Here is a 13832-nt window from a genome sequence, read left to right as displayed (position 1 = left end):
TGCCTGGCGGACCGGCTGTTTTTGCCCGGTCTTTTTGTTTGTCCGTCCTCGCGCAGTGTTGCTTGCGCTGCGGGCGGACGGGGCTGCTCCACCCCGCGTTAGTTTCGAGCGTGCCTTGGGCTGTTTGCCTGGCGGACCGGCTGTTTTTGCCCGGTCTTTTGTTTGTCCGTCCTCGCGCGGTGTGGCTTGCGCTGCGGGCGGACGGGGCTGCTCCACCCCGCGTCATGGTCTTGCAATGCTGGATGTTTGTCCGGTTGGTTTTGTTGTGCGCGAGAAGATTTGTTTTGACATTGCCTTTAGCAGACCTGGCAGCGACCTACTCTCCCGCGTCTTGAGACGAAGTACCATTGGCGCTGGGGCGTTTCACGGCCGTGTTCGGAATGGGAACGGGTGCGGCCGCCCCGCCATGACCACCAGGTCGGCTAAGGGCAATGTGCGCGGCGCATGGTGGTGCGCCGCTTATTGTTCGAGAAGCTGGTGACTGAGGGCTTAGCCAGTAGGCGATAGGCAACAGTCTTTTTTTTGAACACGTCTTTTTGCTTGTCTTGAGCCTGTTCGGGTATGGCACCCGTACAGGCCGGTCGGCCGTCGCACCGGGTGGTGCGGGCCGTCAGCAGCGTGTTTCACGCGTCAGGACAAGACAGATGGCTCATGTTTGATGAGCATGAACAATGAGAACGATGAAGTCGATCGGGCTATTAGTAAGGCTAAGCTTCATGCGTTACCGCACGTCCACACGCCTCCTATCAACGTGGTCGTCTTCCACGGCCCTGATAGGGAATACTCGTTTTCAGGTGGGTTTCCCGCTTAGATGCCTTCAGCGGTTATCCCTTCCATATATAGCTACCCTGCTATGCCGCTGGCGCGACAACAGGTCCACCAGAGATATGTCCATCCCGGTCCTCTCGTACTAGGGACAGATCCTGTCAATATTCCTACACCCACGGCAGATAGGGACCGAACTGTCTCACGACGTTCTGAACCCAGCTCACGTACCGCTTTAATTGGCGAACAGCCAAACCCTTGGGACCTGCTCCAGCCCCAGGATGCGATGAGCCGACATCGAGGTGCCAAACAACCCCGTCGATATGGACTCTTGGGGGTCATCAGCCTGTTATCCCCGGCGTACCTTTTATCCGTTGAGCGATGGCCCTTCCACGCGGGACCACCGGATCACTATGACCGACTTTCGTCTCTGCTCGACTTGTCAGTCTCGCAGTCAGGCGGGCTTATGCCATTGCACTCGACGAGCGATTTCCGACCGCTCTGAGCCCACCATCGCGCGCCTCCGTTACTCTTTCGGAGGCGACCGCCCCAGTCAAACTACCCACCATACACTGTCCCGGGCCCGGATAACGGGTCGCGGTTAGACATCCATGACGATAAGGGTGGTATTTCAAGGATGGCTCCACTCAGACTGGCGTCCAAGCTTCAAAGCCTACCACCTATCCTACACATGCCGACACGAATGCCAGTGTAAAGCTATAGTAAAGGTGCACGGGGTCTTTCCGTCTGACCGCAGGAACCCCGCATCTTCACGGGGAATTCAATTTCACTGAGTCTATGTTGGAGACAGCGGGGAAGTCGTTACGCCATTCGTGCAGGTCGGAACTTACCCGACAAGGAATTTCGCTACCTTAGGACCGTTATAGTTACGGCCGCCGTTTACTGGGGCTTCGATTCAAAGCTTGCACCTCTCCTCTTAACCTTCCAGCACCGGGCAGGCGTCAGACCCTATACGTCGTCTTAAAGACTTCGCAGAGCCCTGTGTTTTTGATAAACAGTCGCTACCCCCTGGTCTGTGCCACCTCCAAACACTTGCGTATCTGGAGGTCACGCTTCTTCCGAAGTTACGCGTGCAATTTGCCGAGTTCCTTCAACATAGTTCTCTCAAGCGCCTTGGTATACTCTACCTGACCACCTGTGTCGGTTTCGGGTACGGTCTATAATGGTGGCGCTCTTTCCTGGAACCACTAAGCCGCACAATCAATCCAATAAGATCGTACGACAGTCGTGATCCGTCACGTCCACCAGGCCCACGAATATTAACGTGGTTCCCATCGACTACGCGTGTCCGCCTCGTCTTAGGGGCCGGCTAACCCTGCTCAGATTAACTTTAAGCAGGAACCCTTGGTCTTTCGGCGAGGGGTCTCTCACCCCTTTGTCGTTACTCATGTCAACATTCGCACTTCCGATACCTCCAGAGGCCCTCACGGGTCCTCCTTCACAGGCTTACGGAACGCTCCGCTACCACATGCCTTGCGGCACATCCTCAGCTTCGGTGCATGGCTTTAGCCCCGTTACATTTTCGGCGCAAAGACCCTTATTTAGACCAGTGAGCTGTTACGCTTTCTTTAAATGATGGCTGCTTCTAAGCCAACATCCTGGTTGTTTTGGGATCCTCACATCCTTTCCCACTTAGCCATGACTTGGGGACCTTAGCTGGAGGTCAGGGTTGTTGCCCTCTTCACGACGGACGTTAGCACCCGCCGTGTGTCTGCCGAGTAGTACTCCACGGTATTCGGAGTTTGGTTAGGATCAGTAAGACGGTGAGTCCCCATAGCCCATCCAGTGCTCTACCCCCGTGGGTATTCGCTCGACGCTCTACCTAAATAGATTTCGCGGAGAACCAGCTATCTCCGAGTTTGATTGGCCTTTCACCCCTAGCCACAAGTCATCCCAATCTATTGCAACAGATGCGGGTTCGGCCCTCCAGTTGGTGTTACCCAACCTTCAGCCTGCTCATGGCTAGATCACTCGGTTTCGGGTCTAATGCGTCGAACTGAACGCCCTGTTCAGACTCGCTTTCGCTGCGCCTACACCTATCGGCTTAAGCTTGCTCGACACACTAAGTCGTTGACCCATTATACAAAAGGTACGCCGTCACCAATTATGGCTCCGACTGCTTGTAGGCATCCGGTTTCAGGTTCTATTTCACTCCCCTCGTCGGGGTGCTTTTCACCTTTCCCTCACGGTACTTGTTCGCTATCGGTCATGCACGAGTACTTAGGCTTGGAGAGTGGTCTCCCCATGTTCAGACAGGATTTCACGTGTCCCGCCCTACTCAAGGACATTCAAAACACTGACGTCTACGGGGCTGTCACCCGCTGCGGCCGACCTTTCCAAATCGTTCGACTTTTGTCTTGAATGCCACTGGCCTGGTCCGCGTTCGCTCGCCACTACTTACGGAGTCTCGGTTGATGTCCTTTCCTGCAGGTACTTAGATGTTTCAGTTCCCTGCGTTCGCTTCTAACCCCTATGTATTCAAGGTTAGATACCTTATTACAACATCTAGAAACCTGTTGTGCTGAACCCTGCAACCCGGACGCGCCGGGTTCTCTTCTGTCTTCACGCTGTCGCAGGCTTTGCCTGCTTCGCTCCAGACGGGGCGGCAAACGATTGCCGACGACCTAACGGTCTGTACTTCTGCCACACTCGAACCTTGAGCAAGGCACCCATACAGGACGATAGTCCGTCGCCGCTCGTGCGGCGCGCCATCGCAGCGCCGGCCCAAAGGGCCGAACAGCGCGTGAGATCAAAAAACAGCAGAACAGATTTTCTAGATGTCTAAGGTGGGTTTCCCCATTCGGAGATCCATGGATCAAAGCTCATTCGCAGCTCCCCACGGCTTTTCGCAGCGTATCACGTCCTTCTTCGCCTGTGCATGCCAAGGCATCCACCAAATGCCCTTACGACACTTCATCGTTCTCATTGCCAATGCTCATCTTAAGGTGAGGCAATAGCCAGCAGGCAACAGGCACCAGGGATGAACCCTAATGCCAACTGCCTAACCCCTACTGCCTGACCAATCCGGCTACCTTTACAACCGGACCATTCAGATGCCATCGACGTGTTCGATCAGATCGCTTTGATTGGGGTCACGCCGAGCGACCCACTTCGCGTCTGATCATTAAGACCAGCTTCTCGAGATCAAATCCGAGGATGCGCGGTCAGGCAACATCCACCAGACCATCCGTCAGACAAAGGCCAAAAGCCCCGAACAACGAACGATCCTTGACTGGCATGAACCCAAAGGGCTCATCCGGATCAATCTTCTCTTCACAATACGGACAAAACAGGCATACGCTTCATCGAAGCGATGCAAACCTAAACTCTCCAGGAAGACAATCTTTCACTCACGCGCCATGCAGCACGATCGCCTCTGCCGGCACCACACTCAACCTTTGAGAGGGCAGCCATACCGGGCGATAGCCCGTCGCCGATCGCTCGGCGCCCCGTCCGCAGCGCAGCAAACGAAGTTTGCGACAGCGTGAGGACGAATAATGGTGGAGCTGAGCGGGATCGAACCGCTGACCCCCTGCTTGCAAAGCAGGTGCTCTCCCAGCTGAGCTACAGCCCCATCCAGCGCTTCAACCGAACAGGTCACCCCAACCGGCTCCAGCAACATTCAATCCCAGACAGGATCCGGTTCAAAACCAGAACGGCAAAAACCCGACGGCCAGACCAAACGACCAGACCAAACCAAACCGAATGTCGTCCCGACCCAACCGGCTCAAACAAGCAATGGTGGGCCCGGGAAGACTTGAACTTCCGACCCCACGCTTATCAAGCGTGTGCTCTAACCAACTGAGCTACGGGCCCATTCCGGATGGCCTGTTTCAGGCATATCCTGTCAAAATTGTCTTCCAAAGAAAGAGAAACGTGGTCGGCGGATTTCGCCATACCGTCGATCTGCAAGCAGTATCGCGGCGTATTTCGGCTCGATCGTGACCTGACTGGTCCGATCTATGTTCTAAAAGCGGATTTTGCAAGGGCATGGCCATGCGGCCTTGCCTGCTAGAATCGGCTTCCTTAGAAAGGAGGTGATCCAGCCGCAGGTTCCCCTACGGCTACCTTGTTACGACTTCACCCCAGTCGCTGACCCTACCGTGGTCGCCTGCCTCCCTTTAAGGGTTAGCGCAGCGCCTTCGGGTAAAACCAACTCCCATGGTGTGACGGGCGGTGTGTACAAGGCCCGGGAACGTATTCACCGCGGCGTGCTGATCCGCGATTACTAGCGATTCCAACTTCATGCACTCGAGTTGCAGAGTGCAATCCGAACTGAGATGGCTTTTGGAGATTAGCTCACACTCGCGTGCTCGCTGCCCACTGTCACCACCATTGTAGCACGTGTGTAGCCCAGCCCGTAAGGGCCATGAGGACTTGACGTCATCCCCACCTTCCTCTCGGCTTATCACCGGCAGTCCCCTTAGAGTGCCCAACCAAATGCTGGCAACTAAGGGCGAGGGTTGCGCTCGTTGCGGGACTTAACCCAACATCTCACGACACGAGCTGACGACAGCCATGCAGCACCTGTGTCCCTGTCCCCGAAGGGAAAACCAAATCTCTCTGGCTGTCAGGGCATGTCAAGGGCTGGTAAGGTTCTGCGCGTTGCTTCGAATTAAACCACATGCTCCACCGCTTGTGCGGGCCCCGTCAATTCCTTTGAGTTTTAATCTTGCGACCGTACTCCCCAGGCGGAATGTTTAATGCGTTAGCGGCGCCACCGAACAGTAAACTGCCCGACGGCTAACATTCATCGTTTACGGCGTGGACTACCAGGGTATCTAATCCTGTTTGCTCCCCACGCTTTCGCACCTCAGCGTCAGTTGTGGACCAGTCAGCCGCCTTCGCCACTGGTGTTCCTGCGAATATCTACGAATTTCACCTCTACACTCGCAATTCCACTGACCTCTTCCACACTCAAGACACCCAGTATCAAAGGCAGTTCCGAGGTTGAGCCCCGGGATTTCACCCCTGACTTAAATGTCCGCCTACGTGCGCTTTACGCCCAGTAATTCCGAACAACGCTAGCCCCCTTCGTATTACCGCGGCTGCTGGCACGAAGTTAGCCGGGGCTTCTTCTGTAGGTACCGTCATTATCTTCCCTACTGAAAGAGCTTTACAACCCTAAGGCCTTCATCACTCACGCGGCATGGCTGGATCAGGCTTGCGCCCATTGTCCAATATTCCCCACTGCTGCCTCCCGTAGGAGTTTGGGCCGTGTCTCAGTCCCAATGTGGCTGATCATCCTCTCAGACCAGCTATGGATCGTCGCCTTGGTAGGCCTTTACCCCACCAACTAGCTAATCCAACGCGGGCTCATCCATCCCCGATAAATCTTTCCCCAAAAGGGCGTATACGGTATTAGTCCAAGTTTCCCTGGGTTATTCCGTAGGGTTGGGTAGATTCCCACGCGTTACTCACCCGTCTGCCGCTCACCTTGCGGTGCGCTCGACTTGCATGTGTTAAGCCTGCCGCCAGCGTTCGTTCTGAGCCAGGATCAAACTCTCAAGTTGAGAATTCAATCTAGACTGTCACTTGTTCTGAATCGACGAGAACTCACTTGATCCTTCACATCAAAACCAATCCCGCTTCACAGCGAAGTATGGCCCGGTCCAGCCGCCGTCATCGCAAAAGCAATCACATCAGCCAAACCCAGCAAAGAACCGGTGTTCTCATATCAAAACGTGACCGTCTCTAATCGTTTTCCAAAAAGGGCTTTCACCCTCTTTGCGAAACCACGCCGACCACGTTTCTCTTTCTTGTCCATATTCAATTGTCAAAAAACAGACCGAAATCCCGGTCAAAACCAATCGCAAAACCACCAGAGCCAAAACCGAAACCTCGGCTCACAATCAGCATTCAGCCAATGTCTGTGATCTCTAAAACCCCGGAGAACCAGGGATAAACCCCAATCACTCCAGAACGAGAAACTTCGTCGCCAGCAGCGCCGCCGCCCTCGTCAGTGAGCGGCGTTATAGATCCGTCTCTTTTTCGCGTCAACCACTCATTTCAAAAAACTGTCATTTTTCTTTCGGTCGTTTGCGAAACCGCCTGCCACAGCTATTGTTCGCGCCATTGTGCAGGAGTTTTATCGCATGTTTCAGTTGAATGCTCATGAGACGCAACAGGCTCTCCCGATGGCCGCGCTGATTTCCGCCATCGAATCGATGTTTCGGGCCCATTGCGTCATGCCGCTTCGTCATCACCATGAGATAGAGCTGGCGGATGCGGCGGATCAAACCGTGCTGCTGATGCCGGCCTGGGTTCCCGGCGCCTATCTCGGCGTGAAGATCCTGAACCTGGTGCCTGACAATCATCTGCGCGGTCTGCCGACCATATCCGGGCAATATCTCCTGTCGAACGGCCGGACCGGAGAGACCCTGGCGCTGGTCGAGGGCGCAGAGCTGACCGCACGCCGGACCGCCGCCACATCGGCGCTGGCTGCGCGCGCGCTCGCGCATCCGCAAGCGTCGGAGCTTCTGATGGTCGGAACCGGCCGGCTGTCGCTCAATCTGATCGAAGCGCATGCCTGCGTGCGGCCGCTGACCAAGGTCGCCGTCTGGGGTCGCGACCGGCAGAAGGCCGAGCAGGTTGCGCAAGAGGCACGGAGCATGGGGTTTGCAGCGACAGCCGTCGCGGATCTCGCAGCCGCGGCAGGCACCGCCGACATCATCTCCTGCGCCACCTTGTCGAGCGAGCCGCTGATCCAGGGGGAATGGCTGAAACCCGGCGCCCATCTGGACCTTGTCGGTGCGTTCAAGCCCTCCATGCGGGAAAGCGACGATGCCGCCATACGTCGCGCCTCGATCTTCGTCGACACCCGTGCTGGCGCCACCAAGGAGGCCGGCGATATCGTGCAGCCGCTGGCGGCCGGCCTTATCGGCCCCGAGGATATCCGCGCCGATCTCTACGATCTGACCGCCGGCCGCCATGCCGGCCGCAGCTCCGAGCAGGAGATCACGCTCTTCAAATCCGTTGGAGCGGCGCTCGAGGATCTGGCCGGCGCCATCCTCGCCTATGAGACGGTGCGCGACAGAGCCGAGGCCTGATGGCACCCCTTTCCCCGACACGCTTGCCCGAAGGCCTGCCCTCACTGCCGATCACGCCTGTGCTGCCGCAGATTGCCGCGGCCCTGGCGGACGGCAACCGGGCGGTCCTGTCGGCACCGCCAGGGGCCGGCAAGACGACGCTCGTTCCACTGTCGCTTCTGTCGCAGTCCTGGTGCACCGGCAAGATCATTCTCGCCGAGCCCCGCCGCCTGGCCGCACGGGCGGCCGCGCATCGCATGGCCGCTTTGCTTGGCGAGGAGGTCGGCGCGACCGTCGGCTACCGCATGCGTCTGGACAGCCGCATTTCGTCGGCAACCCGAATAGAAGTGGTGACGGAGGGCGTCTTTACCCGGATGATCCTCGATGATCCGGAACTGGCCGGCGTCTCGGCCGTGCTCTTCGACGAATTCCACGAGCGCTCGATGGATGCCGATTTCGGCCTTGCGCTCGCGCTGGATACGCAAGGCGCGCTGCGGGAGGACCTTCGTCTTCTGGTCATGTCGGCGACGCTCGATGTGGAGCGGGTCTCCGCCCTGCTCGGCCAGGCGCCGGTGATCATCAGCGAAGGGCGAAGTCACCCCATCGACATCATCTATGCGGAGCGCGATCCCGCCGAACGGGTAGAGGATGCCGTGACACGCGCCGTAGTGAAGGCCATTTCCGAGGAGGAGGGGTCAGTCCTTGCCTTCCTGCCGGGGCAGGCGGAAATCCTGCGGACCCGCAACCGGCTGGCCGGACTGCTGCCGGAGGCGGTCGATATTGCGCCGCTGTTCGGCGGACTTTCGCAAGGGGAGCAGGACGCCGCCATTCGCCCCTCGCCGGCCGGCCGGCGCAAGGTGGTTCTGGCCACCTCGATCGCCGAAACCTCGATCACCATAGACGGCGTGCGGATCGTGATCGACAGCGGGCTGCAGCGCCTGCCGGTCTTCGAGCCGGCGACGGGGATCACCCGGCTGGAAACGCAGCGCGTGTCGCGCGCCTCGGCCGATCAGCGCGCCGGACGCGCAGGGCGCACCGAGCCCGGCAAGGCGATCCGGCTCTGGCATGGCGGCCAGACATCCGCACTCCCCGCATTCTCGCCGCCCCAGATCTTGGCCAGTGACCTGGCGTCCTTCGCCCTCGACCTTGCCCATTGGGGCGTCCGGGATCCGGGCGACCTTGCCTTTCTCGATCCACCGCCTCGTCCTGCCCTGGCGGAGGCAAGGAGCCTCCTGAGGATGATGGACGCCCTCGACGACCAGGATCGGCTGACGGCCCGCGGCCGGAAGATTCGCGGCATGGCCCTGCCGCCCCGATTGGCCGCCATGGCGCTGGAAGGTGCGGCGCGCGGCCAGGCGCTGGAGGCGTGCCGTCTGGCCGTGCTGATGACCGAGCAGGGTCTGGGCGGCCAGGATGTCGATCTGGACCAGCGTTTGCGCGCCTTCCGCCAGGAACGCGGGCAGCGGGCCGAACAGGCCCGGCGGCTCGCGGCGCGGCTTGCATCCACGCTTTCCCCTTCCCCGGCATCCGGAAGCCAGAGCGAAGCCCTGCTGGTTTCGGACCTGCTGATGCACGCCTATCCGGACCGGGTGGCCATCCAGCGGGGGGCACGAGGACGCTTTGTCATGGCCAATGGTCGTGGGGCGGAATTGCCGGAAACGGAGAGGCTGGCGGGCGCCGCCATGCTGGTGATTGCCGATCTGAGCGGCCAGGCGGCCCGCGGGCGCATACTCGCAGCGGGAGAAACCACGCGTGAGCGGGTCGAGGCGGAGCTGGGTGACAAGATCGTCCGGGGCGCCGAAAGCTTTTTTGACCGCGCGACACGTCAGGTCCGGTCCCGCCGGGTGGTCCGTCTGGGCGGGCTTGTGCTGGAGGAGACGCCGCTGCCCCGACCGGGCGGACGAGAGGCGGCGCAGGCGCTGTCAGACGGCGTACGCCAGCTGGGACTGTCGGCGCTGCCGTTTCACAAAGAGGCGGCCCAGCTGCGGGAAAGGCTCGCCTTCCTGCATCACACAGTCGGCGATCCCTGGCCGGATGTTTCGGACGAGGCGCTTCTTGCGCGTCTGGCGGAGTGGTTCGAGCCCTTCCAGGAGGGGCGGACCGGGCTTGACGCCATTGATGGACACAGCCTTGCCGAGGGGCTGCGCGCCCTCGTGCCGCATTCGCTGTCGCGCGAGCTGAACCGCCTGGCGCCCACGCATTTCGACGCACCGACCGGCAATCGGCACCCGATCCGCTATGATCGCGAGGGACCCGTTCTGACCATTCGTGTCCAGGAATTGTTTGGCTTGAAGGCGCATCCTTGCGTGGCCGGCGGCAAGCTGCCGCTGCTGCTGGAACTGACCTCGCCGGCCCATCGCCCGCTCCAGACGACGCGCGACCTGCCCGGCTTCTGGGCCGGATCATGGAAGGATGTGCGCGCCGAGATGCGCGGGCGCTATCCGCGGCATCCCTGGCCGGACGATCCGGCCAATGCCGCACCCACACACCGTGCCAAGCCGAGGGGTACATGATGGCGGAGAAGTCTCAGGAAACGGCCTCCATCCGCCATGCGCAATTCGGCCGGGCCAATCGCAGCATGCGCCTGCAGACTCTGGTGCGGCTGCGATGGCTGGCCGTTGCCGGACAGACGGTGACGGTTCTGATCGTCTCCGCTCTGCTCGAATTCGCCCTGCCGGTCTTCGAGACCGTTGCCCTCATCGCGGCCCTGGCACTCGTCAACCTCGCTTTGTCCCTGCGCTTCCCGCCGACCCACCGGCTGGAGCCGCTTGCGGCTCTGGCGCTGCTGGCATTCGACCTGTCGCAGATGAGCGGCCTGCTCTTCATCACGGGAGGACTGGCCAACCCCTTCGCGCCGCTCCTGTGCGTCCCCGTCATCATCTCCTTTGCCTCGCTTCCGCTGCGGCACTCGATGGTGCTCCTGGCATTCGCGATCGTCTGCACCACGATCCTGACGGTGTCGCCCTATCCCCTTCCCTGGCATCCCGACGACATTCTGATCATCTATCCCGTCCTGCAGCTGGGGATCTGGTGCGCGATCGTCTCGATGATGGTGTTTGCCGCCTTCTATGCCTATCGGGTCTCCATGGAAGCGACGCTTCTGGCCGACGCGCTTGCGGCGACGGAACTGGTTCTGGAACGCGAAAAGCACCTGTCGCAGCTGGACGGCCTGGCCGCCGCCGCCGCCCATGAGCTTGGAACGCCCTTGGCCACGATCAGCGTTGTGGCGAAGGAAATGGAACGGGAACTCTCGGGCGACGAGCGGTTCGCGGAGGATGTGGCTCTCCTGCGAAGCCAGAGCGAGCGCTGCCGCGACATCCTGCGCCGCCTGACTTCGCTTTCGGCCGATAATGAGGAACATCTGCGCCGCCTGCCGCTGTCGTCCCTGATCGAGGAGGTCACCGCACCGCATCGCCAGTTCGGCATCAGCTTCAAGCTGATCGAAAAGGGCGACCGGGGAAGCGAGCCGGTGGGCAACCGAAACGCCGGCATTCTCTATGGATTGGGCAATCTGGTGGAGAATGCGGTCGATTTTGCCCGCAGCACCGTTACGCTGACGGCCGAACATGATGCCGAGCGCGTGACGATCATCATCGAGGATGATGGCGAAGGGTTCGAGCCGGAGGTACTATCGCATATCGGGGAACCCTATATGTCCACCAGGAACCGCGAAACGGAAAGGGCGGGCGGATTGGGGCTTGGTTTGTTCATCGCCAAGACGCTATTGGAGCGCTCGGGCGCCAGCCTCAGCTTCGAGAATCGCGGTCCGGATACGAGCGGGGCGCGGATTCGTGTGGTCTGGCCGCGCTCGGTGATGGAAATTAAAGACTGATCACGCTGGATCGCTGAGCCAATCGGCTTCGCATCTCGTAATGTTCACGCGATCACAGCTTTGGAGAAAGACGATGATGGCTGAGAAAACCGATGCTCCCGAGGCTCTGGAGGCCTTCGATCTCCCTGGCGCGGATCATTCCCTGCTCATCGTCGATGATGACGGGCCTTTCCTGCGCCGGCTGGCGCGCGCCATGGAAAGCCGTGGTTTTGTGGTCGACGTGGCCGAATCGGTCGCGGACGGCATTACCAAGGCCAAGGCACGCCCACCCAAATATGCGGTGGTGGATCTTCGGCTCGGCGATGGCAACGGGCTGGACGTCATCGAAGCGATCCGCAAGAGCCGCGAGGACACCCGCGTCATCGTGCTCACCGGCTATGGCAATATCGCCACCGCGGTCACGGCAGTGAAACTGGGCGCCGTCGATTATCTCTCCAAGCCGGCCGATGCCGACGATGTCTATGCCGCGCTCACGCAGCGTCCCGGGGAAAAGGCCGACGTGCCGGAAAACCCGATGTCGGCGGATCGAGTCCGCTGGGAGCATATCCAGCGGGTCTACGAAATGTGCGAGCGCAATGTGTCGGAAACGGCGCGCCGCCTCAACATGCACCGGCGAACCCTGCAACGCATCCTGGCCAAGCGCGCTCCTAAATAGAATCGTCCGGCGCCTCGAAAGTCGTACCGGTGGCCCATTCCGCCACAAGCAGCCTCTGCCCGGCGGTGCGGGCGAAATTGAGGGTCGTCGCCTTGCGCGCCGCCGGTGACAGCCGGTGTTCCGGCGCATCGCGCAGCAGATGGGCGCCATAGCCATCCGAAAGGATCAGTCCGCATTCCTCCGGAAAGATGCTCAAGGGCACATCCTTATGGGTGGCGAAGAAAAGCCGGTCACAATGGGCGCGGTAATCAGGCCATTTCCGGTCCACCCGAAAATCCTCGATCGAGGTCTTGATCTCGATGATCCAGATCTCGCCCTTGGCCGAGAGACTGATCACATCCGCCCGGCGCCCGCTGGACAGCGTCAGCTCCGCCAGAACGGAATGGCGCAGATCCATCAGCAGCCGTTGAACCCCCTTGCGCACCATCATTGCGCGGGCGGACTGGCGCCCGTCGATCAGGGGATTTGTATTGCCGACATTGACTAGGGTCATTTCTTCCGGATGCCGCTGCTACGGATGTTGCAAAAAGGCCATGGCTCCGTCTTTTGTGCACACGCTAACATGCATTGCCCAGACATGCCTTGCCAAGTTGCTCAGAACAAAAATACATCTCTGCAAAAGATGGTTTATCCCATCCTGGCTTCCAACCCCTTTCCAAGAGAATTCCATGCGAATCCGAACAAGCATGCTTGCCTTCGGCCTGATGGCACCGCTCGCCCTGGCCGGATGCTCCTCGACATCCAGTGCAAGAAAGACCTTCGAGCCGAAGGAAACGGCCGTCCGCACGACGACCAGCGATCTCTTCCCGGATGCCTACAGTGCAGTGACCGATGCAGGTTATGCTCTGCCGGCCATTCCGATCAGCCGGCTGGACAAGAAATTCCACCGCCAGATCGTCGAGTTCGACACCCAGGAGCGCCCCGGGACGATCATCGTCAACACGCGGGAGCGGTTCCTGTATTATATCCTGCCGAACGGCCGGGCGGTGCGCTATGGGATCGGCGTGGGCAAGCAGGGCTTCGCCTGGTCCGGCGAGGCCTATGTCGCCTGGAAGCAGGAATGGCCGACCTGGCATCCGCCCAAGGAAATGGCAACCCGCAAGCCGGATGTCGCCCGCTATGTCGAGGCAGGCATGGGACCCGGTCTGCATAATCCCCTGGGCGCACGCGCCATGTATCTCTTCAACGAGAAGGGACAGGACACGCTGTTCCGCCTGCACGGCACGCCGGAATGGGCGTCGATCGGAACCGCCGCCTCTTCCGGCTGCATCCGTCTGATGAACCAGGATGTCATCGACCTCTACAGCCGCGTTCGACCCGGCCGCGAGACCAAGGTCGTCGTCATCCAGTGATCCGCCATGCCCGGTGCCAGGAGCGCCGGACATGTGTCGCGACCGACCTGAGACCAGGGTCAAAACTCAATCAGGATTTGGCGCGTGGCAGGATCTGGCGCGTGGCAGGATTTGGCGCGTGGCAGGATTTGGCGCGTGGCAGGATTTGGCGCCTGGTATGAGTAAAAATCGTTCAGCTT

General features: G+C 59.9%; 6 protein-coding genes, 2 tRNA genes and 3 rRNA genes. 5 read left to right on the top strand and 6 right to left on the bottom strand.

Annotated elements, in window-relative coordinates; genetic code table 11:
• Nucleotides 1-303: 303 nt before the first annotated feature.
• From rrf to QTJ18_RS21975, 5 genes are all read right to left on the bottom strand, one after another.
• Nucleotides 304-418 (bottom strand): 5S ribosomal RNA (gene rrf, locus QTJ18_RS21995).
• A 259-nt stretch (nt 419-677) separates the two neighbouring features.
• Nucleotides 678-3704, bottom strand: a 23S ribosomal RNA gene (locus tag QTJ18_RS21990).
• Nucleotides 3705-4284: 580 nt separating this feature from the next.
• Nucleotides 4285-4360, bottom strand: a tRNA-Ala gene (locus QTJ18_RS21985).
• A gap of 165 nt (nt 4361-4525) precedes the next feature.
• A tRNA-Ile gene (locus QTJ18_RS21980) sits at nt 4526-4602 on the bottom strand.
• A 214-nt stretch (nt 4603-4816) separates the two neighbouring features.
• A 16S ribosomal RNA gene (locus tag QTJ18_RS21975) occupies nt 4817-6299 on the bottom strand.
• Together the 16S, 23S and 5S rRNA genes with 2 tRNA genes alongside form the textbook arrangement of a ribosomal RNA operon.
• Before the next feature lie 582 nt (nt 6300-6881).
• Here QTJ18_RS21975 and lhpI point away from each other — a divergent pair.
• The 4 genes from lhpI to QTJ18_RS21955 all read left to right on the top strand — a co-directional run bounded on the left by lhpI (nt 6882) and on the right by QTJ18_RS21955 (nt 12301).
• Complete coding sequence (gene lhpI / locus QTJ18_RS21970) at nt 6882-7835, top strand: bifunctional Delta(1)-pyrroline-2-carboxylate/Delta(1)-piperideine-2-carboxylate reductase (RefSeq protein WP_252755400.1); 954 nt, start codon at nt 6882-6884, stop codon at nt 7833-7835.
• Nucleotides 7835-10327, top strand: coding sequence for an ATP-dependent helicase HrpB (hrpB, locus tag QTJ18_RS21965; RefSeq protein ID WP_252755399.1), 2493 nt, complete (start codon nt 7835-7837; stop codon nt 10325-10327). The genes lhpI and hrpB overlap by 1 nt, the downstream gene beginning before the upstream one ends.
• Entirely contained in the window at nt 10324-11646 is a 1323-nt protein-coding gene (locus QTJ18_RS21960) for an ActS/PrrB/RegB family redox-sensitive histidine kinase (RefSeq protein WP_489667280.1), read from the top strand. Before hrpB ends, QTJ18_RS21960 begins: the two co-directional genes overlap by 4 nt.
• A 76-nt stretch (nt 11647-11722) precedes the next feature.
• Entirely contained in the window at nt 11723-12301 is a 579-nt protein-coding gene (locus QTJ18_RS21955) for an ActR/PrrA/RegA family redox response regulator transcription factor (RefSeq protein ID WP_489667282.1), read from the top strand.
• On the opposite strand, the gene QTJ18_RS21950 is transcribed toward QTJ18_RS21955, so the two are convergent.
• Nucleotides 12294-12794 (bottom strand): MmcB family DNA repair protein, encoded by a 501-nt coding sequence (locus QTJ18_RS21950; protein WP_252755397.1) that lies wholly within the window; start codon nt 12792-12794, stop codon nt 12294-12296. The genes QTJ18_RS21955 and QTJ18_RS21950 overlap by 8 nt on opposite strands.
• Nucleotides 12795-12969: 175 nt before the next feature.
• On the opposite strand from QTJ18_RS21950, the gene QTJ18_RS21945 reads away from it, so the two are divergent.
• Complete coding sequence (locus QTJ18_RS21945; protein ID WP_252755396.1) at nt 12970-13653, top strand: L,D-transpeptidase; 684 nt, start codon at nt 12970-12972, stop codon at nt 13651-13653.
• The last annotated feature ends 179 nt before the right edge of the window (nt 13654-13832 follow it).

It is taken from the genome of Rhizobium sp. SSA_523 (genome assembly GCF_030435705.1).
GTDB lineage: Bacteria > Pseudomonadota > Alphaproteobacteria > Rhizobiales > Rhizobiaceae > Neorhizobium.
The sequence above is the reverse complement of the archived record's forward strand: the minus strand, read 5'-3'. Positions and strand labels throughout refer to the sequence as shown.